Annotated in this window: 27 protein-coding genes; 9 read left to right on the top strand and 18 right to left on the bottom strand. The window is 32.8% G+C overall.

The annotated features are described in order from the left end of the window. Positions 1-54: 54 nt before the first annotated feature. Positions 55-183: a hypothetical protein gene (locus ACLHDE_RS08700; RefSeq protein ID WP_415396033.1), complete on the bottom strand. Its 129-nt coding sequence runs from the start codon at positions 181-183 to the stop codon at positions 55-57. Positions 184-203: 20 nt separating this feature from the next. Further along, positions 204-365 carry a DUF1328 domain-containing protein gene (locus ACLHDE_RS08695; protein WP_415396032.1) on the bottom strand — a complete coding sequence of 54 codons (162 nt, stop codon included), beginning with the start codon at positions 363-365 and terminating at the stop codon, positions 204-206. 97 nt (positions 366-462) lie between these two features. Between ACLHDE_RS08695 and ACLHDE_RS08690 the strand changes: the two genes are divergently transcribed. From ACLHDE_RS08690 to serA, 4 genes are all read left to right on the top strand, one after another. Continuing rightward, a complete protein-coding gene (locus ACLHDE_RS08690; RefSeq protein ID WP_415396031.1) occupies positions 463-1119 on the top strand; it encodes a DUF502 domain-containing protein in 657 nt (218 codons plus the stop codon). Positions 1120-1369: 250 nt separating this feature from the next. Continuing rightward, positions 1370-3028 (top strand): 30S ribosomal protein S1, encoded by a 1659-nt coding sequence (locus tag ACLHDE_RS08685; protein WP_415396030.1) that lies wholly within the window; start codon positions 1370-1372, stop codon positions 3026-3028. 1 nt (position 3029) lies between these two features. After that, complete coding sequence (locus ACLHDE_RS08680; protein ID WP_415396029.1) at positions 3030-3506, top strand: hypothetical protein; 477 nt, start codon at positions 3030-3032, stop codon at positions 3504-3506. Between the two features lie 41 nt (positions 3507-3547). Beyond that, complete coding sequence (gene serA / locus ACLHDE_RS08675; protein ID WP_415396028.1) at positions 3548-5146, top strand: phosphoglycerate dehydrogenase; 1599 nt, start codon at positions 3548-3550, stop codon at positions 5144-5146. Between the two features lie 42 nt (positions 5147-5188). Here serA and ACLHDE_RS08670 read toward each other — a convergent pair whose 3' ends face one another. The 15 genes from ACLHDE_RS08670 to ACLHDE_RS08600 form a co-directional block, all read right to left on the bottom strand. After that, entirely contained in the window at positions 5189-5968 is a 780-nt protein-coding gene (locus ACLHDE_RS08670; RefSeq protein WP_415396027.1) for an ABC transporter permease, read from the bottom strand. Between the two features lie 24 nt (positions 5969-5992). Then, complete coding sequence (locus ACLHDE_RS08665) at positions 5993-7465, bottom strand: OprD family outer membrane porin (RefSeq protein WP_415396026.1); 1473 nt, start codon at positions 7463-7465, stop codon at positions 5993-5995. Between the two features lie 51 nt (positions 7466-7516). After that, positions 7517-8503, bottom strand: coding sequence for an ATP-binding cassette domain-containing protein (locus ACLHDE_RS08660; protein WP_415396025.1), 987 nt, complete (start codon positions 8501-8503; stop codon positions 7517-7519). A 6-nt stretch (positions 8504-8509) separates the two neighbouring features. Continuing rightward, complete coding sequence (wtpA, locus tag ACLHDE_RS08655; protein ID WP_415396024.1) at positions 8510-9469, bottom strand: tungstate ABC transporter substrate-binding protein WtpA; 960 nt, start codon at positions 9467-9469, stop codon at positions 8510-8512. A 12-nt stretch (positions 9470-9481) separates the two neighbouring features. Next, positions 9482-10711, bottom strand: a complete 1230-nt coding sequence (locus tag ACLHDE_RS08650) for a molybdopterin molybdotransferase MoeA (protein ID WP_415396023.1) — start codon at positions 10709-10711, stop codon at positions 9482-9484. Beyond that, the gene (locus ACLHDE_RS08645) at positions 10704-11684 is read right to left on the bottom strand and encodes a cysteine desulfurase (RefSeq protein ID WP_415396022.1); all 981 of its coding nucleotides are present in this window, start codon (positions 11682-11684) and stop codon (positions 10704-10706) included. The genes ACLHDE_RS08650 and ACLHDE_RS08645 overlap by 8 nt, the downstream gene beginning before the upstream one ends. Beyond that, the gene (locus tag ACLHDE_RS08640; RefSeq protein WP_415396021.1) at positions 11677-12051 is read right to left on the bottom strand and encodes a winged helix-turn-helix domain-containing protein; all 375 of its coding nucleotides are present in this window, start codon (positions 12049-12051) and stop codon (positions 11677-11679) included. Before ACLHDE_RS08640 ends, ACLHDE_RS08645 begins: the two co-directional genes overlap by 8 nt. Continuing rightward, complete coding sequence (locus ACLHDE_RS08635; RefSeq protein WP_415396020.1) at positions 12035-12421, bottom strand: ModE family transcriptional regulator; 387 nt, start codon at positions 12419-12421, stop codon at positions 12035-12037. Before ACLHDE_RS08635 ends, ACLHDE_RS08640 begins: the two co-directional genes overlap by 17 nt. Next, entirely contained in the window at positions 12414-13202 is a 789-nt protein-coding gene (gene fdhD, locus ACLHDE_RS08630; protein ID WP_415396019.1) for a formate dehydrogenase accessory sulfurtransferase FdhD, read from the bottom strand. The genes ACLHDE_RS08635 and fdhD overlap by 8 nt, the downstream gene beginning before the upstream one ends. 91 nt (positions 13203-13293) lie before the next feature. Continuing rightward, positions 13294-14190 carry a formate dehydrogenase subunit gamma gene (locus ACLHDE_RS08625; RefSeq protein WP_415396018.1) on the bottom strand — a complete coding sequence of 299 codons (897 nt, stop codon included), beginning with the start codon at positions 14188-14190 and terminating at the stop codon, positions 13294-13296. Between the two features lie 9 nt (positions 14191-14199). After that, complete coding sequence (fdh3B, locus tag ACLHDE_RS08620) at positions 14200-14808, bottom strand: formate dehydrogenase FDH3 subunit beta (protein WP_415396017.1); 609 nt, start codon at positions 14806-14808, stop codon at positions 14200-14202. 10 nt (positions 14809-14818) lie between these two features. Continuing rightward, entirely contained in the window at positions 14819-17653 is a 2835-nt protein-coding gene (locus tag ACLHDE_RS08615) for a formate dehydrogenase subunit alpha (RefSeq protein ID WP_415396016.1), read from the bottom strand. Positions 17654-17669: 16 nt separating this feature from the next. Beyond that, positions 17670-17873 (bottom strand): twin-arginine translocation signal domain-containing protein, encoded by a 204-nt coding sequence (locus ACLHDE_RS08610; RefSeq protein WP_415396015.1) that lies wholly within the window; start codon positions 17871-17873, stop codon positions 17670-17672. A gap of 96 nt (positions 17874-17969) precedes the next feature. Further along, entirely contained in the window at positions 17970-18743 is a 774-nt protein-coding gene (locus ACLHDE_RS08605) for a TorD/DmsD family molecular chaperone (RefSeq protein WP_415396014.1), read from the bottom strand. Beyond that, entirely contained in the window at positions 18743-20440 is a 1698-nt protein-coding gene (locus ACLHDE_RS08600) for an ATP-binding protein (protein WP_415396013.1), read from the bottom strand. The genes ACLHDE_RS08605 and ACLHDE_RS08600 overlap by 1 nt, the downstream gene beginning before the upstream one ends. Before the next feature lie 137 nt (positions 20441-20577). On the opposite strand from ACLHDE_RS08600, the gene ACLHDE_RS08595 reads away from it, so the two are divergent. The 3 genes from ACLHDE_RS08595 (at position 20578) to ACLHDE_RS08585 (ending at position 23960) form a co-directional block, all read left to right on the top strand. Continuing rightward, positions 20578-21720 carry an ABC transporter substrate-binding protein gene (locus ACLHDE_RS08595; RefSeq protein ID WP_415396012.1) on the top strand — a complete coding sequence of 381 codons (1143 nt, stop codon included), beginning with the start codon at positions 20578-20580 and terminating at the stop codon, positions 21718-21720. Between the two features lie 76 nt (positions 21721-21796). Next, complete coding sequence (locus ACLHDE_RS08590) at positions 21797-23305, top strand: sensor histidine kinase (protein WP_415398532.1); 1509 nt, start codon at positions 21797-21799, stop codon at positions 23303-23305. After that, positions 23298-23960 carry a response regulator gene (locus ACLHDE_RS08585; protein ID WP_415396011.1) on the top strand — a complete coding sequence of 221 codons (663 nt, stop codon included), beginning with the start codon at positions 23298-23300 and terminating at the stop codon, positions 23958-23960. Before ACLHDE_RS08590 ends, ACLHDE_RS08585 begins: the two co-directional genes overlap by 8 nt. Positions 23961-24075: 115 nt before the next feature. Here the strand turns inward: ACLHDE_RS08585 and ACLHDE_RS08580 are convergent, their stop codons facing one another. Beyond that, a complete protein-coding gene (locus ACLHDE_RS08580; protein ID WP_415396010.1) occupies positions 24076-25494 on the bottom strand; it encodes an NAD(P)/FAD-dependent oxidoreductase in 1419 nt (472 codons plus the stop codon). Positions 25495-25676: 182 nt separating this feature from the next. Here ACLHDE_RS08580 and ACLHDE_RS08575 point away from each other — a divergent pair, with 182 nt between their 5' ends. Beyond that, on the top strand, positions 25677-25871 hold the full coding sequence (locus tag ACLHDE_RS08575) for a sodium-dependent tyrosine transporter (RefSeq protein ID WP_415396009.1): 195 nt from the start codon (positions 25677-25679) through the stop codon (positions 25869-25871). A 153-nt stretch (positions 25872-26024) separates the two neighbouring features. Further along, on the top strand, positions 26025-26396 hold the full coding sequence (locus ACLHDE_RS08570; protein WP_415396008.1) for a hypothetical protein: 372 nt from the start codon (positions 26025-26027) through the stop codon (positions 26394-26396). The last annotated feature ends 43 nt before the right edge of the window (positions 26397-26439 follow it).

Below are 26439 nucleotides of genomic sequence, written 5' to 3'. Positions count from 1 at the left end.
ATTGTCTATTTAAACCCCAAAAGTTATTTAGAATTGAGATAGTTTCAGGGGAGTTTATTGCACTCCCCTTATTAATTTATCAATCTTTTCTCCAGCCTTTTCTGCTGGTCCTTTTTCTTCACATCCTGTTATCACAAGTATAAATGCTACTAGCAATGCCCCTATTAATATTTTACTTTTCATTTATTTTCCTTTTAAGTTATTTATAGTCTTCGACGTCCAGTAATCCAAAGGAATACTGACACTATTAATCCAACTACAAACAATATCCATGCAATGCTTGTTGCTGTACCCGCGATTCCTGAAAGTCCTAATACACCAGCTATGATTGCAATAATCAAAAAAGTAATTGCCAAATTAATCACATCTAACTCCTTTCATATTTAAGTAAACTATACTGTAACGGTTTTAAACATAAATAAAGCTTAATAGTTTTTTATTTGAATTTTTAGGGGTTTCTCAATGTCAATTATGATACAATTATTTTCATATATTACTAAAGAAAAAGAGGAAATTAGAGTGAAAACATTTTTTAATGGCTTAGGTCTTATACTTCCTACGGCTTTGGCTTTTTATATTGTTATTTGGATTTTAGAAAAAACGGAAACATTTTTTAAACAGTTTCTACTTCTTATGCTTCCAGAAGCGTACTATATACCGGGCTTAGGCATTGCGGTAGGGTTTATTTTTGTTTATTTTATGGGGATTCTTTTAAAGCTTTGGGTTGTGCAAAAATTTAGAATCTTTATTGATAAAACAATAGTAAAAATGCCAATTATTGGCAGTATTTTTGGGGGCATGAAAGATTTTTATAACTTTTTCTCTAATATGAAAAATAAAAAAGATAAGATAACTGTTTTGGTGGACATACCTGCAATGGAAGCAAAAATTATTGGCTTAATTACTCAAGAAGAATTTAATAATTTTGATAATCTTGATATGGAAGAACCCGTGTTGGTTTACTTGCAGATGAGTTATCAAATTGGTGGATATAGTTTGTTGATTCCTAGAAAAAATCTTATGCCTCTTGATATGAGTATCGAAGATTCTATTAGATTTATTATGACAGCTGGTATTTCCGATAGTCAAAAAAATGGACATGATAACAACAAAGCGTAAATTTGCTCTCGATTGTTTATAATTTTTAAAAGAAAAAAGATAATCCTAAATTAAGTTATATAAAGTGATAAGCTTACTAAAACTATATAATCTTTTAAATGGATTATTCAAAATGTAGTCAACTCTATCCAAAAGAATGTTAATAAATAACTTTTTTATAAGCATTCGCTACTTCTCTTTATAAATTAATGCTAAAATCAACATTATTTAGATATAATCACGCAATTTTTATGTAACAAGAGGATAGGTAATGGCGTTCGATAACGAATCATTTGAAGAAGAAGAGAATTTTGCAGAGATGTTTGCTGCAACAGAAAAGCAGCAGGAATCAAGTCGCATCGTAGAGGGTGAGATTGTTGAGATTCAAGCAGACGAGAATAGAGCATTAGTTGGTGTTGGCGATAAGCTAGAAGGTATTGTAAACCTTGATGAAATCCGTGGTGAAGACGGTGAGTTAATGTTTAGTACTGGCGATAAGATTAAAGTAATGGTTATGGGATACTACAATGAGCGTCCTAAAATCTCTTACAAGAAAGTTTTAGAGCAACAAAAAACTATTGACTTTATTGAACTACACAAAGAAGACTTTGAAGAAGTAATAATTGAAGGTATCATCACTAAGAAAAATCGTGGTGGATACGTAGTAGAAGCTGATGATGTTTCTTTCTTTATGCCACGTTCTTTAGCTGCTTTTAAAGATGGCGATGATGTTGTTGGTCGCAAAATCAAAGCTCAAGTTGTTAAAGTAGATCCTGCAGAGAACTCAATTGTAGTTTCTCGTCGTAAACTGTTTAACGAAGAGAGAAAGAAAAAGAAAGAAATCATCGACAAATTAATGGAAGATGATATCATTGTAGAAGGTACAATCAAAAAAATCACTAGCTACGGGATGTTTGTAGATGTTGGTGGTGTTGATGGTCTAGTTCACTATAATGAGATTAGCTATAAGGGTCCAGTTAACCCATCAAAACTTTACAAAGAGGGTGATGTTGTAACTGTTAAAGCTATCTCTTATGATAAAGATAAAAGACATCTTTCTCTTTCAATAAAAGCTGTTCAACCAGATCCATGGGCAGAAGTGGAAAGTGAATTAGATGAAGGTGATACAATTACTGTAACTGTTTCAAATATTGAAGCTTACGGTGTATTTGTTGATCTTGGAAATGATATTGAAGGTTTCTTACATATTTCAGAGATCACTTGGAACAAAAACGTTAAAAATCCTAACGATTATTTAACTGTTGGTGAAGATATTGATGTTGAAGTTATTGAAATCAATCCTAAAACTCACAAACTCCGTGTTTCATTAAAAAGACTTTTACCAAAACCATTTGATGAGTTCGTTAGAAACTACAACGAAGGTGATGTAGTAACTGGTACAGTTACATCTCTTACTGACTTCGGTGCGTTTGTACGTGTTGGTTCAGTTGAAGGTTTATTACATAATCAAGATATCTCTTGGGATAAAAACATTAAATGTAAAGATGTTTTAAAATCAGGCGAAGAAGTTGAAGTTAAGATTGCTAAAATAAATGCTGAAGATCAAAAAATATCACTAAACCGTAAAACTCTTTTAGAGAGCCCAATAGATAAATTTGCAACTTCTCACAAAGTAAACTCTGTTGTAACCGGAACTATCCGTGATATCAAAGATTTTGGTGTATTTGTTTCTTTAGAAGATGGTGTTGATGCACTTATTCGTGATGAAGATTTAGCTCCTTTAGTAAAAGAAGAGTTAGAAGTTGGTCAAGAAATTGAAGCTGCTATTGCTGTTATAGATACTCGTAGAGATCGTATTCGTTTATCTGTAAAAAAACTAGACTATATTAAAAATCAAGCACTTCTAGAAGAGATTAATGATAACTCATCGAACTCTCTAGGCGATCTGATAAAAGATAAATTCCAATAAGATGCAAAAAATATTAAAGTGGTTTACTCCAGTCCTAGCACTTGGAGTTGCCATTTTTATTATCTTCTTTTTAATTTCAATAAATCCTTCACAAAAACTTGATTATATTGAACCAATTGAACATAAGAGTGAAGTAGTTCAAAAAAAATCTAAAGAAGTCTGGTTAAATCATTTTTCTAAAACTGAGAGACTAGGGTATTTTTATCCTGTTAATGAAGCTTACATAGAAATTGATTTAGTTGAGAAAATAACTAGTAACACTATTTATAAACTATCCGCCTCTCTTTTAGATCCATATCAACTATTCTGTCTAAAAGAAGAGTTAAAACAACATAAATTAAGATATTATCTCAAAAGAGATAAAAGCAGTGTAGAATTGCTTATCTATTCAAAAAATATTGAAAAATTAAACTCTTTAGTTAGAGTCTTGAAAAATTATCAAATTTCAGCCAAAGTAAAGCTGTATAAAGAGGATTGACATAATGATAAGAATTAAAATTCAATGCAGGGAGGCGCTAAATGCCGACTCGTAAAAAACATACAATTGTAGTTTGTGACCATATTCACGAAGCTGGTTTAGAGATGCTTCGTAATGATGAAAATATTAATTTTATAATGGCAGCTGATGTTGATAAGACAGAACTAGTTGAAAAAATCATCCCTACTGCTGATGTAGCAATCACAAGAAGTTCAACTGATGTTGATGAAAACTTCATTAAACATGCAACTAATATGAAAGCTATTGTTAGAGCAGGTGTTGGTGTTGATAATGTAGATATTCATGGATGTTCTAAAGAAGGTATCATTGTAATGAATGTTCCAACTGCAAACACAATAGCTGCAGTTGAACTTACAATGGCTCATATGCTTTCATGTATGAGAATGTTTCCATACTCTCATGATCATCTTAAAAACCAAAGAATCTGGAAAAGAGAAAAATGGTATGGATATGAGATGAAAGGTAAGAAACTAGGTGTTATCGGTTTTGGTAATATCGGTTCTCGTGTAGCTAAACGTGCTCAATCTTTTGAGATGGATATTGTCGCTTACGACCCTTACATTCACCCATCAAAAGTTACTGATCTTGATATGATTTATACTAAAAATTTTGCTGATATATTAGCTTGTGACATTATTACTATTCACACTCCTAAAAATCAAGAAACTTTAAATATGATTGATGAAGCTGAAATTGCTAAGATGAAAGATGGTGTGGTTCTAATTAACTGTGCTAGAGGTGGTCTTTATAATGAAGAAGCGCTTTTTAATGGTCTTAAATCTAAAAAAATTCGCTTTGCTGGTATTGATGTATTCAACAAAGAACCGGCTACGGACAACCCACTTTTAGATTTAGATAACATTGTGGTATCTCCGCATTTAGGTGCAAATACTTATGAATCTCAATATAACATAGGTACTCAAGCAGCTGGAAATGCTATTGAAGCTGCTAAAGGTATCTCTTTTGCACACGCTATGAACTTACCAATAGATGAGAGTAAAATACCATCATTTGTAAAACCATTTTTAGAAATGGGTCAAAAGATTGGTTTCTTAGCTTCACAGATTAATCAATCTCAAATTGTAGCTATAAAAGTTAGTGGTCAAGGGGACATTGCTGAGTATGTTGAATCTTTATCTACTTTTGTTGCAGTTGGTGCTATGAGTGAAAGTTCAAGTGATACTATTAACTATGTTAATGCTGAGTTTGTAGCTAAAGAAAAAGGTATTAAAATTGAATCTCAAGCTCTTAGTGATTCTTCTGTGTTTAAAAACCTTATTACTGTAAAACTTACAACTTCAGAAGGTACAACTACAATTAGTGCAACAATTTTTGACGATGGTCTTAAACGTATTGTTGCAATAGATGGCTTTGATATTGAAGTAGCTCTTAAAGGTGATATGATTCTGTTTAAAAACAGTGATGTTCCTGGTGTTATTGGAAGTATAGGTTCTACACTAGCTAAAAACAATGTTAATATTTCTGATTTCTCACTTGCAAGAAACAAAGATGCAGAAGCTTTAGCTGTTATCTTAGTAGATAATGCAGTAGATGAAAAAACTCTTGAAGAGTTAGCTTCATTAGACGCTTGTTTGAGTGTTAATTACGCAAGAATTTAATTTCTTACTCAATCCTCATATCGAGGATTGAACTCTCTTTTTCTACAAACGATTTGTAATAAACCTAACTACTAAAAATACAAACATGCTAAAACCTATGATTACTGCTGCTAATGGAGCACTGTAACTAAGGCCATAACTGTTAAATCTATCAAAGATAAGAACAGGTGTAGTCATAGGATGATAAACTAAAATCACTATTGCACCAAACTCGCCAAGACCTCTGCTCCACATCATTAGAGAACCGTTTATTATGTCTTTTTTTGCATTAGGGATTGTAATTCTAAAAAATACATTAATAGGAGAAGCTCCTAATGTTCTTGCAGTTTTTTCAAGTTTTACATCTACTTTTCTAAATCCGTCTTTTGCACTGTTTATTAAAAATGGAGCTGATAGGAACATCATAGCTATCATGATTCCATACTCAGTACCTATAAATTCAATGCCGAAAAATTTAAAAAACTCACCTATTTGAGTATCTCCAAAAGTTGTAAGAAGAGCGATGCCTGCGGCGGTGTGAGGTATCATTACAGGAATATCAATTAGTGATTCAACTAAGCTTTTTCCATAAAAATCATATCTTGCTATTACATAAGCAAGAGGTAATCCTGTAAAAAGTACAAAAACCATTGCCCATGCAGATACTTTCATAGTAAGGATTATAGAATCAATTGCTTCACCATCTTTTATAGTCTCAAGTAGTTTTTCACTTCCTACACCTATAAATATTTTTATTATAGGAGCACTAAGAAAAAAGACTATAATTAAAGCTAAAACTATTAATGTTATGTTAAATATATTACTTTTGTTTATCGCTTTCATTATATCGCCTTTTCTCTCTTTAGATTAAAATAGGTAGTTAATCTCAAAACGTGCATCTAAGCTATCTGCATCTACCTTCTTTGTATCGTTGTATCCAAGTCTAAGACGCCATTGTAAATCAACTAAAGAAGGAATATTTTGTACAAATCCTATATAGTAATAGTTTTCATCATAATTACCTTTATTTTCATCCGCATCTGTATGCAAGATTGACATCTGAATAAATAAATCTTTATAGATACCTTTTTTGTTTGCATTACGGACTAACTCTATACGGTAACTTTTAGTATTTGCCTTCCAGTTGTAACGTGCCATTGAACGAGTGTATCCAGATGTTGGGAATCCACGCCATGGAGTGATTAAGTCAGCTTCATCAAAAACTTGTGAGTAAGCAAGGTTTAGTTTGAAAACGCTAAAAGTAGATACTAAACGTGCTGCTATCATTTGAGACTCCAGTGAATCCGCATTATTATATCCACCGCTTGCTCCACTTAAACCAGCCAAATCTCCACTATAAGCTGCTCCACCTATTTTACCTGCACCGTGGTCAATCTGTTTGATATAACGCATACCCGGTGATAAGGAAAAGTTACCCATATCTATTTTATAGTTAGCCTCAGCCATTATTTCAGATAAAAGTTCCGGTACTACATAAAAAGATGTATCTAGTTTTAAATTTTTTATAGACTTATTATTTACATCGCCTACAATTAGTGGTGCGTCAGTACTAGCACCGGCATCTTTTAGATTAGTATATGAAAGACCTTTATGCATTGCTGAATCATCATTTCCATTCCATTGAGAATAGTTAGCAGAATCTGAATTATCATACATAAGAACAGAGTGTGACTCAGTATGGTTACGTAGTTTTTGTTTTGCTAAATATCCTAGTTTTATAGATGTATTGTCTATAGTTTTCGTTGTAGCAACTACACCGTCAAATGTATTTGGAATCATTTTAGTGTCATTTGATTTAGTATAGAATGTCTCAACCTTTTGACGACCTAAGATTACTTCTGTTTTAGGGACCCCTTGGTAACGAACAAAAGCTTCGCCTAAAACACCCATAGATTTACTTCCTGTATTAGCATAATTATATCTGCTTACAACGTCTACTCCAGCTTTTAAGCTGCTTACAGGATCACTACTCTCATCAAAAAATCCTTGAGAATAGTAAAGTCCTACTGAAAAATCAAAATTGTTTAGAGTAGCACTTTTATAAACTAGTGAACCTCCTAGACCACTTACTGCATGTGTCTTTTGTGAATTACTCTCTTTTTCCCACACATAGTAAAATGTGTTTGAGCGAAGTGCTCCATAAAATTCCCCTTCTTTAAACATATTTGCAAAACTATCAACTGTTTTAGGTGTATTATTGTAAACTTTTTGATAGTTTGTTTTGAGTGCATGTTTTGGTAGTTCACTCTCTGCATACAGACTTGTTGACATTAATAAAGCACTCGCTAAGAGACTGATTTTAGTTAATTTTTTTTTCATGTTATTTCCATTTTATTTTTTTATTTCTCTTAAGCATTTCTGCTTAACAACTTATATAAAACTGATGTCTTTTTTATCAAACCCTATTTGTATTACCTTCGTTCTATCTGCATAACATCCCTCATAATCTCTTTTTAAAATTTTTATAAAAAATTGATATTGTTTAACTTTTACAAAAAGTTTATAATGATCAACTATTCCCATGCACTCATCAACTACTCCTTCAAAAATGTAGTCAGTTTTCATATCTTTATTGTTAGATATTCTGATAACATTTGGATCAACTGAATAAACTTTTGATGAAGGTTCATAGCCAATCATTGTTGCAGGAAAAATATTTTTAAAACCTAAAAACTTTGCTACTTCTATATTTGCAGGATGGTTTAAAACATCTTTTGCTGCTCCGACTTGTTTTATCTCACCATTCATTATAATTGCGATTTTATCAGCTAGGTAAGAAGCCTCTCTAAAGTTATGCGTTACATGAATAGTGATAACGTCATATCTTCTGTGAATGTCTTTTAAGCTCTTCATAATCGCATTTCTAAAAGTTGGATCAATTGCACTTAGGGGCTCATCCAAAAGTAGAATCTTAGGTCTTGAAAATATAGCTCTAGCTATTGCTACTCGTTGCTTTTCTCCACCACTTAAGTCCTGAGTTCCACGCCCAAGGAGATTTTCCAGCTTTAAAAAGTCTACGATATCTTTAAATAGCTCATCTGCATCTTCTATCTTTTTATATTTTGATGAAAATCTGATATTCTCTTGCACATTTAGATTAGGAAATAGTGCAAAGTCCTGATATACAAAACCTATGTCTCTCTTCTCAGTTGGCACTAAAGAGATGTCATTACCTTTATAAATTATATTTCCACTACATGGATTTAGTCCGGCAATCGTCTCTAGTAACATGGTCTTTCCGCTTCCACTTTGACCAAGGAGAACAAAATACTCATTATTTTGTATATCTAGGTTTATGTTCTTAAGCAAAAAATTACCTGTGTTACTTGTTAGGTCTTGTATTTTTAAGTAGTCCATTCTTTATTACTTTCCTATTATGGAAGCATCTCCAGAAATTTTCGCAGGAGAGATAACTCCCTGACCATTTTTAATCATAATCTCTTGACCTTCATCTGAGAGCACAAAGTTTACAAACTTGATTGCACCTTCTTTGTTCGCAGGTGATTTTTTATTTTGTGCAACTGTGATACCGTAAATCATTGCTCCACCTTTTTTAGTGATGAATTGACCTGGCTTTTTTCCATTGATGTCAAATGAGGCAGTTTTATAGAACTCTTTAAACTCATCATCTTTTAGAGATACTTGCTTTGGCAGAGTAATATAGTTAAGACCGTGTTGCTGTGCAACAGATTTATAGATATATAAATAGTCGTAAGCATTAGCTTCGATAAGTCCAAGTAGGTCTGTCTCTTTTGGTCTGACAATTACTTTATTTCTGTCTTCTTCACCAACTTTATATGAGTCACCGTAACCAAATAATTTATCAAAAAAACCTGGAGTATTATAGTGTTTTTCTGCCAGTTTTGTTACTAAGATTGATCTATATCCACATGGGTCCATATTTGGATTTGAGTGACCAACTTTAACACCATCTCTTAGAAAAATCTCTGGCCAGTTTTGTGAATTAATTTCATTAGCATATTTTGCTTTTGCTGTGTAGGCTATTGCCATCTCATTAGTTGCAAACTGCGCATTGAATTTTGCATGATTTGGAATAAGCAGATTATCTATTACATTATAATCAGCACTAGCCATTACATCAGCAGCTTTACCGATTTCAGAGATTTTTCTAGCAGCTGCTCTGCTTCCACTAGCTTCTCTTTGTACATCATACTGAGGGTATTTAGCCTCAAACGCCTTTTCCATATCTGCAAATGGAACTGCCAGACTACCTGCATGAAATACCGTTATTTTCTCTTTTGCCAACATGCTAGATGCCAACAGGATACTTAGTCCTAGACTTAGTAATATTTTTTTATTCATCTTCTTTGCCTCTTAGTTGAATAGATCAATTTGATCTTTTGTATAAAGACAATTAAATTTAATTACCTTAACGCTTTCTTGCTCTCTTATTGAAGCGGTTGCTTCATCTGTTACAAGAATACAGTTACTCTCGTGCAGGACCGTAATCATCCCTGAGCCATATTTATTCTCCTGAGTGACTCTATATTCTGCATTTTTGTAAAAACCAAGCACAACATTTACACGACCTGATTTTGTTTTAAAATTCTGGATATTCTTAGCGATGTCTATATCATGGTAGATATTTAAAGAGCCTTGCATCTTATGCAGAACTGGAAGTGCAAATAGATGCATGTTTACCATTGCAGTTAAGGGATTTCCAGGTAGACACATAACAAAGGTGTTTTGCATTTTGCCCATCATAATAGGACGACCAGGTTTTATATTTACACCATGAAAAGCTATATCCAAACCATTACTTTGAAATGCTTCTGCCATAAAGTCTGCATCTCCCATAGAGATGCCACCGGTTGTTATAATGACATCGTAACTCTTAAGACCTTTTACAAACGCTATTGACTTCTCCAAAGAGTCAGGTACAAGACCTGTGTAAGTTGCTTCAAAGCCTTTTTCTTTTAAGAGTGAGATAATTGCATAAGAGTTACAATTATAAATCTCACTTTCATTTGCACTTTCCCATGGCTCTTTTAACTCATTTCCGGTAGATACAACAGCAATATTTAGCTTCTTGTATAAACAGAGCATAGTTATGCCTTGAGAGGCTAGTATCGCAACCATTGCTGATGTAACTACTTCTCCTTTGTTAAACAACAAATCTTTAACTGCTTTTTCTTCACCTTTAAATCTTAAAGATGAGTTTTTGACAACATTTTGTTTTATTGTAACTTCATTATTTTCGTAGTACAAAACATCTTCTATGGGGATGATAGTGTCTGCATCGCTCGGAACTTTAGCCCCAGTCATTATCTTATAGCACTCATTATCTCCCAAGCACTCATAAGAGTTTTCGCCCGCTAGGATTGTTTTAACAACTTTAAGTCTCTTTCCTGCATCTGTAGCTTTTATTGCAAAGCCATCCATAGCAGAGTTATTAAAAGAGGGCAGGTTTTTAATACAGAAGATATCTTGTGCTAAAACTCTCCCAATAGAATCTTCTATATGAGCTATTTCCTCAATTTTAGTAATGTCTGCAATATCTAATGACAAAGATACAGCATCTTTAAAATTTAAATACTTATCCATGTAAAGCCTTTATCTGTCTGTATGATTTTCCTATTTTTGATACCACATAGAGAATGTCATCACTGCTTAAATTTTTGCAAAAAGACAAAGAGAGGGCTTGTCTGCTTTGCAACTCCGTATAACCCATAGCTTGGAGTATCCTAGAGGGGCGTGAAAGACCTAAAGAGCATCCCTCTCCATTTGTAACAAAAATATTATCCAGACTTAAGTTTCTGATTACTTCTCTTGCTTTTATACCTTTTAATCCAAAATGAACAACATAATTAAGTGTTGCATCTGCATCTACAAAGAAGATTAGGTCCTCTTTTAGAGTCTCTGCTAGAATTTTGATAAACTCATTTTTACAAGTAATCTGTTCTATGTTTTTATTTGTAGCATCTAAAATTAGTTTTAAACCTATCGTGTCTATATTTGCAATATTTTGCTCTTTAAAAAGATTATTATGAAGTAATACAGAGTGCGTAAAATAACCGCTAAGTTTGTAAACATCAAAATAAGCCACGTCACAATTATCAGCATCTAGTGTTGCTGATATATTTGAGATAAGAGTGCCACTAAAGAGTTCTTTTACCTTTTGTAAATCAACTTTTACAAAAGTATCAATGATGTAAGATGATATAAACAAGTACTTTAGCTTTAGAGATTTTATAGCTTCATAATCAATGGTTCCATCAGACATAAGGCTTATATAGACCACTTTAAACCCAAGTGACTCATAAAGCTCGGCTGCTTGAAGCACTGCTTCACTCTCACCAAGACTCACTGCAATATCTACTCTTAGTTCTAGCATCAAAGCTAAAAAACCCTCTTTTGAAAAAGAGAAACTATGTAAGCAAGTGAAGTTAAATCTCGATGTTAAATTTTTACTCAAACTTTCAAACTCAACATTACTGCTCAAAGCCTCAATGCTCAAAGTATTTGAGATAGTTAGATTATTTGCCTCAGGATAATTCAAATAGTTTAGTTTATACATTTTGATTCTCCTTTGTACAATGAATAATCTCTCCATCCGCCATAAAAATCTCTTCAAATCTCTTAGTTGAGAAGTTTCTTACCTCTTTTTCTAAAAGTTTATACTTGGCTATAAGCTCTTTAGCTTTAGGGGTTAGAGACGTTCCGCCGGAATCTCTTCCTTTTTTTACTATTACTAAATCATCTTCAATATACTCTTGAAGTATTTTGATATGTGTCCAAGCTTTTTTATAGTTCATACCGACTCTCTTAGATGCTTCGGAGATAGAACCTGTTTCATCGATTAGTTCTAATATTTGAGTTTTACCTCCACCAAAGATTAGATGCTCATTGTCATCTTCTATCCAGGTCTTAACTTTTACTACCATGATGAATCCTTGTTCTAAAACATCCAAGTTGACAATATATAACTTCGATATCACTTTTTTTAGTAGTTGAACCAACCTTATTTAAAGAAAATTCTTGAGCTACCTCCCATGCACTACTACATTCTAGTTTTTTTTCAGAGTTGGCTTTTGAAGATAGTTTTTCATATATATCATCACTTAGCTCACCAAAATTATTACTGCCAAAAACACCAAGTTCACAGTTATCGATTTTGATACCGTATTTTTTTGTAAACTCAGCTATTTCTTTAGGTTGTATATTTAATTCTCTAGCCAATTTAAAAGCATCTAAGCAGTTGATTTTCCCAGCTTCACTTAGATATTGCTTTAAAATTTGGGCTATATTATCCATGAACTCTTCCACTATGAGTATATATGTTCATCTTTCTTCCTCTGGCAAAACCTATAAGAGTTATGCCGTGTTTATTGGCTGTTTGCACTCCAAGGTATGTCGGAGCAGTTCTAGAAACCACTATGGGTATTCTATGCATAACAGCTTTTACAACCATTTCAGAACTTAATCTTCCACTAACAAATAAAACAGCTTTTGTAGTGTCAAGTCCATCTATCTTACACTTGCCTACAGCTTTATCTATCGCATTGTGTCTACCGATATCTTCGGCAGTTACAACACTTGTATCTTCTAAAAACAACATTGCTTTATGAACACAACCTGTTAGTCTATATAGTTCGCTATCGGCGTAAAATTTTTTAACTTCATCGCTGATAGTCTTTGAGCTAATCACAAAATTAGTTTGGTTAAATGGGATTTCAAGACTTCCAGCAATATTACCGGTAATCCCTCCACCACAACCGCTTACTAGTGTTTTTTCTTTATATAGGTTTTGTAATGAGTCTGTATCAACTGCTGCTTTGATATCAACTCTTAAACCGTCTTCACTTACTTCAATAGATTCAACATCACTTATATCAGTGATTACATTTTCGCTCATTAAAAAGCCAATGGCATGAGCCTTTTGATCTTTTGGTATACACATCATAGATATGATTTTTTCACCATTGAGGTAAACATTTAGTCTCGCTTCTTCAATAGTTACATCTTCAATTTCTGTGATTTCATCACCGTTTACTCTGTCGATGATGATTGTTTTTAAATATTTGCTATTAGACATTTTGTACCTCTCAACTATGCAAATTTTGCATATTTAAATTGTTTAAAAAAAGAACACTCCACCAAAATGGGGGAATGAACTAACGAACCTGTTAAACTTCGCCTTTTTCTTTTAGCTCTCTATAATAAGAACTATGAAGAATTTCGACTTCTTCTTCTTCTTTGTGACCATCTATCATACTGTGGATAGCACCTTTAATCGCAAACACTGCCATATAAACATGAGTAAAGAAAAGAGCTACTACAGCCAATCCTAAAGCATTATGAACAATAGCACTTGCTCTTAAAAAGTCAATTTGAGAGATATGGTTAGATGCTAGAATATCAAGTCTAATGTCTTGAAAATACATAGCCGCACCAGTACCAATCATAATAAATCCACCAAGAGTAGCCAACCAATACCAAGTTTTTTGCCCAGCATTAAATCTACCTGCAGGAACCGGTTTTTTATCTTTATTGAGATAACCGCCTACAATCATCATCCATTTAATGTCATCTAAGTGAATAAACATCCATCTAAGCCACATAAAAAACATAGGTACAATACTTACTATAAAAAGAAGCGTTGAGATTGCATGAATCTCTTTGCACACTTTTACAAATTCTCCACCGCCAAAAGTACTACCAAACATCATAATCAAACCCGTAGGAATAAGTAAGATGAAAGATACACCTGCGATGGCATGAATAACTCTGTGAAACACAGTAAACACATAAATTTTCTTTCTATCATGAGAGAAAATCATTGGACCAATTACCAAATAGTGTAAAACAAACACTGCTGGTACTCCAAATAAAACACCCAAAAATAGTGGTTTGAAATATGTACTTTGTAAAATAGTAAAATATTGTCCTAAATGTAATGAACCTTGTTTATCGTAACCAAGGATATTATCAATTAGATTGTCACTCCATACAACACTTTCACTAGCACCAAATGCTAGTGAAGAGAGTGCTAAAAGAGCGATTATTATATATTTACTTTTCATAATAGCGTCCTATATTTTAGAACCGTATGCTGTTGACCATCCATAAGGTTGAGTTTTCGTACCATGACCAACTGACAATATTCTTTCTCTATAGATATCAGATATTTCTGCTGAATCACCAACAAGTAATGCTTTAGTAGAACACATAGCTGCACAAACAGGTACTTTACCTTCTGAGATTCTATTTTGTCCGTACATTTCTCTCTCTTTATGTGAGTTAGTCTCCTCTGGACCACCAGCACACATCGTACATTTATCCATTACACCTTTGATTCCAAATGCACCGTCTGAAGGGAACTGAGGAGCACCAAAAGGACAAGCATATAGACAATAGGCACAACCGATACATTTTTCTTTGTCGTGTAAAACGATACCGTCCTCTCTGATATAAAAACAATCAGTTGGACAAACTTGCTCACAAGGAGCATCTGTACAGTGCATACAAGCGATAGACAGAGAGTATTCTAAACCTAAAATACCCTCATTCATAGTAATTACTTTTCTTCTGTTGATACCTGCTGGTAACTCGTGCGCTTCCGCACAAGCTACTGAACAACCATCACATGAAATACATCTATGCTCGTCACAATAAAATTTTAATCTTGCATTTTCACTCATAACCAACTCCTTACGCGAATTCTATGCGGCATAATCCGCCTTTAGTTTCAGGGATTTGAGTGATAATGTCATAACCGTAGTTTGTAACAGTATTAGCACTTTCTCCTACAGCATAAGGTTTAGTTCCTTTTGGATACTTATGAGATAAATCCTCACCTTGAAAATGACCAGCAAAATGAAAAGGCATAAAAATTCTATCTTCAGGTACTGAAAAAGAATACTTCGCTTTTACTTTAATCTTCGTACCTTCAGGTGAATGAATCCACATCATTGAACCATCTCTGATACCGTATTTACCAGCTAAGTCAGGGTTAATGCTACAGAACATTTCTGGAGTTAGGGCAGCTAAATATTTACTTGCTCTATTTTCCATACCTGCACCATTCATATTTACAAGTCTTCCAGTTACAAGGTTGATAGGGAAATCTTTCGACCAATCTTGTTCATTTTGCTTAGAAGCATACTGAGTATCAACTCTATAATGATCACGCTTATCCTCATAAGTAGGATATTGTTTCACTAAGTCTTGTCTTGGAGAGTGAATAGGCTCTCTGTGCATTGGAATTTGGTCTGGGAATGTCCATACTTTAGCTCTCGCTTTAGCATTTCCATAAGGAGCCATACCTTGTTGCATACATTTCTCGGCAATAATATTAGAAGTATCAACTTTCCAGTTTTTACCAATTCTTTTTTTCTCATCAGCAGTTAGCTTGATGCCAAGAACTTCTTCAATATTTTTAGCTGTAATCTCAGGATAACCATCTTTCTTTGCAGAATCTTTAGGAGCACTTCCTGCACCTGCAAGTAAATCATGTCCATCATGTTCTAAACCAAATCTATTTCTAAATCCCATACCACCCTCAGCAACACTTCTGTTGATGTTGTATAGTAACGGGCTACCACCATGAGTCTCTGTCCATGCTGGCCAAGGTAAACCATAATATTCACCCTTCATCTTGCCGTATCCACGTCCAGAGATTTGATCAAACATATGCCAGTTTTCAGTTTGCCTCTTGATTCTAGCAGCAGTCCAACCAGTTAAACCAATGGTTTTAATGATTCTTGCTATTTCATCAGTAGCATCTTCAGGCCATGTAAAATCTTTTTTATTCTCTTTAATTTTCATACCGGCAGTATATTCATCATAAAAACCGAGTCTTTTCGCCAGTTCGAACATAATGTCGTGGTCAGTTTTTGACTCATACATAGGTTCAACTACTTTTGATCTCCACTGAACTGATCTGTTAGTTGCAGTTACAGTTCCTGACGTCTCAAACTGAGTTGCAGCCGGTAAAATAAATACATCGTCTTGCTTATCAGTTAAAATTGCTGCTTCATTAACAAAAGGATCACAAAGTACAATCATATCTAGGTTATCTAGACCTTCTTTTACTTTAGCTTGTTGAGCAATTGATGTAATACCATTACCCATTACAAAAAGATTTTTTAGATTAGTTCCAGCGTTATGAATTTGATCATTACCGTCTTTACCATCTAGTACACCAGCCCACCAACGAGAAAGTGTAAATCCTTTTTTGCCCATCCATTCTTCATTCTTAAATCTTTTTTTAGCTAACCATTCATAGTCAACACCCCAAGATTTAGCAAAGTATTTCCACGAACCAGAACTTAATCCATAGTAACCAGGCAGTGTGTGTGATAAACAACACATGTCTGTAGCACCTTGAACATTATCGTGACCTCTTAAAATATTAGTTCCACCACCTTCAACACCCATGTTTCCAAGAGCAAGTTGCAAGATTGGAGCAAGTCTAGTATTAGAACTTCCTACTGAATGCTGAGTTAAACCCATAGCCCAGATTAAAGTACCAGGATTAGACTGTGCATATAGTTTTGTAATTTGAATAAGTTGATCAGCAGGTACACCTGTTACATCCTCAACTTTTTTAGGATTCCACTTTTTAGCTTCTTCCATGATATCTTCCATACCGTAAACTCTGTCTTTGATAAAGCTCTCATCATGCCAGTTGTTTTTAAAGATTAGATGCAACATTCCATACATAAATGGTATATCTGTACCTGGTCTTATTTGACAATAATGGTCTGCTTTTGCAGCAGTTTTAGTAAAAACAGGATCGATAACAATTATTTTTGCATTGTTTCTTTCCTTAGCTTTTAGAAAATGTTGAAATCCAACTGGGTGATTAACCGCAGGATTCGCTCCAAAAATGATAATTGCTTTAGCATTTTGGATATCTCCAAGTGAATTGGTCATAGCGCCATAACCCCATGTATTCGCCACACCGGCGACTGTTGCACTATGTCAAATTCTAGCTTGGTGATCTATATTGTTCGTTCCATACATTGCGGCAAATTTTCTAAAATAATATGCCTGTTCAGTACTCATTTTTGCAGATCCTAAAAACATTGCTGAGTCTGGTCCTGCTGTTTCATGAGAAGCTTTTAGTTTAGTTGCGATTCTGTCTAATGCATCGTCCCAACTTAATCTTTTCCATTTTCCAGCTTCTTTTACCATTGGATGCTTAAGTCTAACCTCAGACCTAACCATATCAATCATATCAGCACCCTTACAACAGTGTCCACCTAAAGAAATAGGGTGGTCTTGTGCAACTTCTTGTCTTACCCAAACGCCGTTTTGTACTTCTGCGATAATACCGCATCCAACCGAACATGCAGTACAGATAGTTTTAACTTTAGTAGAGCCTGGAAAAGGATTTTTAACTTCCTCTTGTGTAGCAGCTCTTGTTACCCCATCATTAGCAAATGCACCTGTTACACTTGTAGCCGTAGCGACAGCAGCCATTTTCATAAATGACCTTCTACCGATTTGAGCTTTGAGTGTTTCATATGTGTCAACTAACATACTCTCTCCTTATTTACTATAAAGCTTGTTTGTAAAAATCTTCCCAAGCTTTTGTTTTTGTGTAAAGAATCTCTTTTTTAGTAGATGTTCCTACAACAACTCCGTTTGAATCAGCTTCTATAGCTTTATCTTTATTAGCAGCTAACGCCGTGGCACTGACAGCAGCAGCCCCAACAACTAATGCACTTCTTTTGAAGAAGTTTCTTCTACTTTCTTGCATCGTTGTCTCCTTTTATTTGTGATTAGCCCCATAAAAAAATCATGAGACTGAGGCAAGGTAAACTAATTTATCTTGCCTCAATCTCATAGAAGATGACTAAATGTCATCCTCTACATCATAAGCTATGTTAATTTCACAAGCATCATTTTCTTCTTTTGGACCTTTTTGTCTTAATAGTCTGTTCTTTTCTCTTCTCGCAATTTCTGCATCTGAGAGTTCTTCGCCTTTTGGTTTAGCCTGAACTTTTACTTGGTCATATACGGGAGTTTGAACTTCTAAATAAAGTCTTTCAAACTCTATAAACGATTTAAGTAAAATAACTACATTTTTAAATATGTCTGCATTCTCATGTTCATATAGTTCTTTAGAAAATTTGTCTACAAAGTCATTTAAGATTTGCTCAAAAATACAATGTGCTGTATTTTTATATTGATCTTCTCCATTTGCAATAAGTTCACATAATTCGCTCATTACAGAAAAGATAAAACCTATATGATCTTCATAATCAGTGTAAGATTTTTCATCTCTTCTGATTTTTGTTTTAGCCAGAAAGTTTTGCATCTCAACTCTTTTCTTGCCACTTTCTACATCTTCATCATAGTATGAAGCAGTTGTTCTGAGAGTATGAGTCTCTGGTGAGTGAAAGATTGCATCAAACTCTTTCATAAATGTAATGTTAGAATCAGATTTAACAATTTTTCTTATGTTCTCAAATGCCTCAGCAGAAGCTTTATCTAAAGGATTTTCTTTCAATATGTCTATGAAACTAATCAGTTCAAAGTATCTTTTGGTGTCTGTTGTAAAAACAAAACATCTTGAAAACATTGCATAGTATAAAGCTCTCGCTTTGTTCATTTTTTCTTCATTCATTACATATCTCCTGGTGTATTGTATAAATCTCTATTTTCCATATAACTTGTCATCATAATCTTTGGCTTACAATCTTCACAGCAGTACAAAGTTCTCTCTTTTATTGGATCGTGAGCAAAGATAGGAGACATAATAGAAGCGATTTTTTCTATTGATTTTGTTGTGGCAAATTCTTTACCACACTCAACACATGCAAACAAAGTGTCTGTTGCAAGAACTTGTTCTGTAAACCAAGTAGGATTTAGTTTGATAACATCTTCTTCGATTGTTAAACACTCTTTTTCCGGACAAACAACTTCACAAAAACCACATGCTGTACAGATGCTAGGATTTATTCTTAGAGAGTTGTCAGATATATTTGCCACGAGTGCATCAACGTTACAAGCAGCTACACAAGCTAAACATAGAGTACAGTTGGCCTCATTGACATTTACTTTTGCATAGTGAATATGCTCGCCTGTTTGAACTTCACCTAAGTCGTCTTCACCCACAATGTTTTTAAGTCTTGTAGCAAATATTTCTCTTTTTCTTGTATTTAGTTCATTTATAGTATGTCTTGAATCTTTTATAAAGTTAACTCTCTTTAGAGCATCTACTAGTTCACTCTCATCCATTGCAACTATAATTGCATCAAGATTATATCTTTTTTGATATATGTCATTTAAAATTCTAATGGCATCTTTTGTACCTTTTGAAAGAAAGTCAGAGTAAAAAATTACTTGTGAGCCTGACTCTTGCGCGATAGTTAGAAGTGTTCCTTCATGGAGGAATTTTTCACCTTCAATAGCAAAAGGCAAAATATTTTCTTTTAGTTCTACATTTAACTCTTTAATGTTCATTTTTTGAGGGATTACTAAAGGGATGTGTCCGCTGAATATTCTTGATATATCATAGATGCTCTCTCTATTTAGTGGAGCATAATCTAGTGCACCCGATGGACATACAGATATACATCCACCACAGCCGTGACAGTCTATTTGTGAGAAGAGTAGATGCTTGATATCATCATCTCTCTCAATAGCAACAGTCGGGCAGACAACAGCACACTTTCCACATGTTTTTTCTCTTCTCTCATGAAACTGACAAATGTTTTGGTCATACACAATAAACTTTTTGTATTCATAATTACTTATGTTTATACGTAGAGTTGCAAGAACATCATCTAGCGAACTCTCAAGTGGGTCAAAAGTACCACTTTGTTTAGTCGCTATCTCTTCTTGGTTATACCATACTATTTGAGAAACATGAAGTGTTGCATCTTTGAAGTTGTCATTTACAATTACGGTTAGATTACCAATATGTCCGGATATAGATTTAACCACTTCAGGTGTTACATGTAAAAGATTAAACTCATCAGGAATCATAGATTTTAAAAACTCTGCTTTTTGTTCATCAGAAGATACAAGTAGAACTTCTTGTGAAATTTTTTGAGTGTATTTTATATCTTGTGCCATATCAAATCTAATAGCATTTATTTCATATAATTTTTCTACATTTTTGATTTTGTTTGCGATAGAATCTTTTGAGTTACTTATATAAAAGTCTATTTCATCTGCAATAATTTCACCATGTACATTTTTTGAGTTTGATACTATAAAGTCATTATTTGAAGCAGTTGAAAGCTCAGAGGTAACTAATATATTTTCGGGGAGTGGAAAATCAAGTCCTCTATCACTAAAATAGACAAATTCTTGCATCTTAAAATCCTTTTGGTAAAATATATATTACCAATTTTAACTACTATAAACTTACACTGTCATTAAATTGTCAAATATATTTTACCAATTTTTTATATAATAGTGATTTATGTTATAATCAATAAAAAAGGATTTTGGTGCTTAAGTATGTAATAGCAGTATTGATTACTTTTGTTTTAATATTCCTAAATATTGAAAAAAATAGTTTTGACGCCAAATCCTTAAAACTAGGTCTTTCTATACCAAGAAGTGGAATTATGCACGCTTTTGGTGATGCTGTATATAGTGGAGCGAACTCATATTTCTTGCATGCTGGGCAAAATAAGTTGCTAGGAGATGTAAAAGTTAAACTTATTGTTTATGATGATAAATATGAGCCTGACATGACTGCAGAGAATATTAAAAGACTTATTGATAAAAATGTTTTTGCCTTTTTTGGTTTAGTTGGAACTCCAACAGTAAAAAAAATATTACCTATACTTAGAAATACGGAAATACCTTTGATAGCTCCTATTACAGGAGCTTCTTTTTTAAGAAGCAACAAAAGAATAAATATTGTTAATTTCAGAAGTTCTTATAAAGAAGAGATTGACTATACAGTAGAGTATTTGCAAAATCAAAGAGACATTTCAAAATTTGCTGTTTTTTATCAAAATGATGATTATGGAGAAGAGGGTTTTGTTTCACTTCTTTACTCATTAAACGAAAGAGGACTAAATCTTGCAGGAGAAGGAACGTATAAAAGAAATACTCTTTCTATAAGACATGCTATTCATGAGATAAAAAGCTCAAATCCAGAGGCTATTTTTATGATTGGAGCCTATAAAGCAAATGCTCTGTTTATTAAAACGGCAAAGAAAGATCCAGTTTTTAAAAATACTATTTTTTGTAATATCTCTTTTGGAGATGCAGATGAGATGATAAGAGAGTTAGATTACAATACAGAGAATTTACTTTTTTCTCAAGTTGTACCAAGCTACAAGGATAGTTCAAAACCTGTTATAGTAGAGTATAAAAAGATGATGAAGAAGTACTTCCCGGATCAGCCTTTAGGTTTTATATCTTTAGAAGCATTTTTAGCAGCTAAATCAGTTGTTGGGGCTTTAAAGAATGTTGAGGGAACTATTACAAGAAAAAAGTTTTTAAAAGAGATTAAGCAACTTCCAAATGATATTTTAGATGGTGTTGATATAGATTATAAAAATACTCAATTGCACAACAAAGTCTATCTGTTTAAATACAAAAACTCTAAATTCATAGAAGTGTACAATGAGAATTAAAAATATATTGTCCTACATAGATAAAATACCTTTTACATATAAGACATCTATTTTACTTTTTATAATTATAGGAGGAATGTTGTTAATAATAATATTCTCTCAAATATCTATTTATACCGTAAAGCACGACTTTGATATTTTGTTTGAAAAGAGGACCAAACCGATTATTAAACTCGAAACTATCAAAGATGCATATGTAGTCAATATACATGACACACTATATGATGTCTATCATAAAAATATTACTCTAGAGCAATCATATGATGTTTTGAACTTGGGTGAACAGCTTATTGAAAAAAACTGGAGAAAATATTTGGAAATAACTTTTTCACAGGAGTATAAAATATCTTGGGTTACCAGGATAATCAAAGAGTTTTTTATTATAGGAAGTCAAGATAAAAACAAGATTTTACAACATAGTATTATCTCAAATATAAATGATAAAAATATAAAGATAAAAGAGTTGGTTAATAAAATAATTATAGAGTTGTCAAATGAAAATTATGAGAGAGTTTCGTCTCTTATAGATAATATTAATTTTGAGATAAATACAATCTCTATATATATTACAAACTTGACTAATTATGATCTAAATATGGCTATAAGTGAGAAAGGAGACACTCAAAAGGTATTTAATATTCTTTCTATGATTTTAAATATTTCCATCGTATGGGTATTTTTGTTTTCAATAGTGCTCTCAATTGTAATTATTACACATTTTAAAAGACTTCACTTTGGCTTAGAAGATGCGGTAAATGAAAAGACAAAAGAGCTTCAAGCTCTCAATGAATCTCTAGAAAGAAGAATCCAAAATGAAGTAGGAAACTCACGAAAAAAAGATCTGATAATGTTTCAACAAGCAAGACTTGCCAGTTTAGGCGAGATGATTTCAAACATAGCTCATCAATGGAGACAACCATTAGGCTCACTTATGATGATAATTCAGGGTATTGGAACTAAGATGGAGTTAGGAAAATTGACTCCCCAAATTGTTGAGAAGAAAGTAAAAGATGCTATTTTGCTGGGAAACAATATGTCAAATACTCTTGAAGATTTTCAAAACTTCTTTAAGCCAAATAGAGACAAGGAAGAGTTTTCTTTAAAAGAATGTATTGAACACTCTTTTGAGCTCTCAAAATATATTTTAGATAAAGAGAAAATAGAACTCCACTTAAAGATACTCCATGATGTAAAGATGCATGGCTTTTTCAATGAACTTTCTCATGTCTTTTTAAATATTATCTCAAACTCTAAAGATGCTCTTATATCAAAAGAGCATAAAAAACTTATAGAGATAACAGTTAAAAAATCAAAAAATAAGATAAGAATAAATATAGTAGATAATGGCGGTGGGATAGATGAAGAAATACTTCCTCATGTGTTTGAACCATACTATACAACTAAATATAAGAGTGCGGGAACTGGTATAGGTCTTTATATGTCACAACAAATTATCCAAAAACATATGCAAGGAACAATTGATTGTAAGAATATTTATTATAAAATAGGACATAGAGATTTTGAGAACTGTACTCTCTTTACAATTACAATCCCTATGAATAAAGGTGATAAAACTAATGACTAAAAATTTAAACATACTAAATGAATTTAATGTACTTTATCTAGAAGATGATGACTCTCTCCTGAGGCAGACAAGAGATATGTTAAGTGACTTTTTTAAAAATGTATATGCCGTAAAAACTTCAGAGGAAGCGAAGCAGATAATAAAGCAGAAAAAAGTTGATGTTATTATCTCAGATATTTTGCTAGAAAATGAAAATGGAATAGATTTTTTAAAAGAGTTAAAAGAAGAGAAAAATATTGATATACCGGCAGTTTTAACCACTGCACATACAGATACAAAGTATTTACTAGATGCCATAAAACTAAAAGTAGAAAACTATATTGTTAAACCTATAAACTTAAAAGAGTTACTTAACACTCTTCACGACATACTTTTGCCTCTTGTGCAAGAAAGAGAGATACAAAAAAATTCAAATATAATTAGAACTATATCTGCCATTACTGACTCTAAACAAGTTGAAGTAGTTAAATGGATATTGGATAATTTAAATGAAAAAAATGAACTTGTTTCTTCCTACAGTGAGATCATGCAAAAGATTTCTATATCTAAACCAACGCTTATAAAGCTCTTTAAAGAACTTGCAGAGAAAAAAATCTTAGTGAAGGTTGCACATAAAACTTATAGGTTTAATGAGAAAGTATTAGAATTGATTTAGATAAATAAACTATTTAAGCAATTAGCTAAGTGACATAAAAAATAATAAGAGATATAAGTTTTTTATATCTCTTTGCACTATAAAGTACTTCGTTTTTCACCAAAATCCTACCTTTTTAAAATCTACCTGTTAGCATAAGATATTGATACATCGGTTTCAACTGATATAAGTCAAATAGCCACCAAAAATATCTAGGCTTTTCAATAGATAAGAAAGGAATAGTTGGTGCATCTCCTTCATAATTAAATTCAGCCATCAGAATTTCACCATATGCTGTTTTAATAGGACAAACAGTATATCCATCAAACATAGCTTTAGGTTTTTCATTTTTCATAACAGAGATAAGATTTTCTGTAAGAATTGGTCCTTGGTGTCTTGCTGAACCACCTGTTTTACCCATAGGGATTCCACATGTATCACCTATACCAAACACATTACTATAGCGTTTATGTTGTAGAGTATGTTTGTCTACTTCAAGCCATCCAGTGAAATCAACAAGCTTAGAATTCATAAGTGAAGTTATAGATGACATAGGTGGAGTGATGTGAATAAAGTCATAATCCATAACAATAGTATCTTCATGACTAACAATTTCTGTTTCATCCATCTCTTCATCATAAACATCTTCACTATAAACATGTAGAAATGTAGCTTTCTTATTTTTCACGTCTATAGCTTGTAAGTGATGCTGAAATTTACTTGTAATAGTGTCATATCTAGCTTGTACTTTTTCTAATGCTTTTGCTACGTGAGGAAGTGGGAAAAGAGATTTTGTACTTGATACAAAAGTATACTCAGCACTTAGTTCATCTTTTTTAAGAAAATCAGCAGCTAAATGCATAACTTTTTGTGGAGCACCACCACATTTAATTTTTGTATTTGGATGTGTAAATATAACTTTTTGTTTTGAAGTTTTAGAAGCTTCTTTTAGAGCTTTATTCCACTCCCAAGTAGCAGTAGCACCAACTGATGTACCTTTTTCTAAATCATTAAGATAAACACTAGTGATTCCATTTGTCCCAATATCTTCTTTTGTTAAACCTTCGATCATTTCGTAATTATATTGAGCACCTGTTGCTACTACAAGGTAATCATATTTTAACTCTTTACCAGCTCTCGTCGTAACAGTGTTATTGTCAGGGTCAAATACCTCTACTGCATCTTTAACCCAAGTAACTTCATCTTGGTCAATATAATTGTTATTATCCAATATGATGTCTTCCATCTCCATTTCACCAGCACCAATGAAAACTTGTCCAGGCTGATAAAGGTGTACTTCATTGGGTGCAATTATAGTAATGTCTGGATTTTCTATAGCACGATAAATACGTGAAAGTGCCATAATTGCTCCAGCTCCACCACCAACGATAATAACTTTTCCAGAAACATCAGCACTTGCCTCAGCTATAGAACTTGTTCCAGCACTTGCAAGTACAGAAGCAGCAATTGGTGAAATACCCATTAGTTTTATGGCATCACGACGAGACAACTTTATGCCAGATTCACGATTGTTTAACATATTTTCGATACTCATAGTAGTCAACCTTATATTTAGTATAAGTAAAACTATATAGGAGTTCATATTAAGTTTAGCTTAAAAAGTAAAATATTTTTTACTTTTTTTACTTAAGTCAGAAATTACAGGAGTTATTTGGGTAAAAAATGTTTGACTAAAAAACTCTATTGTGTTACAATATATAAAATTAGGAGGTAGCTGTGTTTGTAAAATTAAATGAGAGAGTTCATTTGAACTTCAATAGAATTACGAGAACAAAGATTGATCATGTAGAAGACGGTATAAGAGTTAGATTTTATGAAGGTAAAGATCAAGTTGCTAAATCTCAAAGATTTGATAAGGTTAAAGATGCTGAGAAATGGTTAAATAAACTCTTTAAGCAATTAGCTAAATAAATCTAAGAGGAGGTATAAAGCTTTTTATGCCTCTTTACACATAACCCACTACATCTATTCTCACTATTACAAAACTAATTTATCATTTGTCACAAAAATGTATGTTTTACATATTTATATAGTAAAATGTAATAATTAATTTAAAGGATAACAATGAAAAAGATTTCAATGATCTTTATAGGTGCATTTTTAGCACTAAGTGCAAGTGTTTGTTCAGCAAACTCTCAAAATCTTCAAATATTTAGTGTTGATAACTCAAAGGGTGCAATTAACGCTAAAACAGTTGAAAAAGCGTTTGGGGATGTTGGCGTAATAGTTGATGTAAATAATGACATGAACTCAATCTTTTCTAAAAGATATGGCAAAGTTCATCATAAAAAATACAACTTAGCAATCTTTACAAATGATAAGTTGCTAAAGAAACTTATGAATAAATATCCAAGTATAGGCATGATAACACCGCTTACCATGTCAATCTATTTGAGTTTGAAGAAAAAATGCTACAAAAAAGAAATAATTTCTTAGAGTGTTCTATTCTATATTATTAGTATTACTTATGTTTACTATC

This window comes from Sulfurimonas iocasae (assembly GCF_047716755.1).
Lineage (GTDB): Bacteria > Campylobacterota > Campylobacteria > Campylobacterales > Sulfurimonadaceae > Sulfurimonas.
This window is presented reverse-complemented; position numbering and strand designations above follow the sequence as displayed.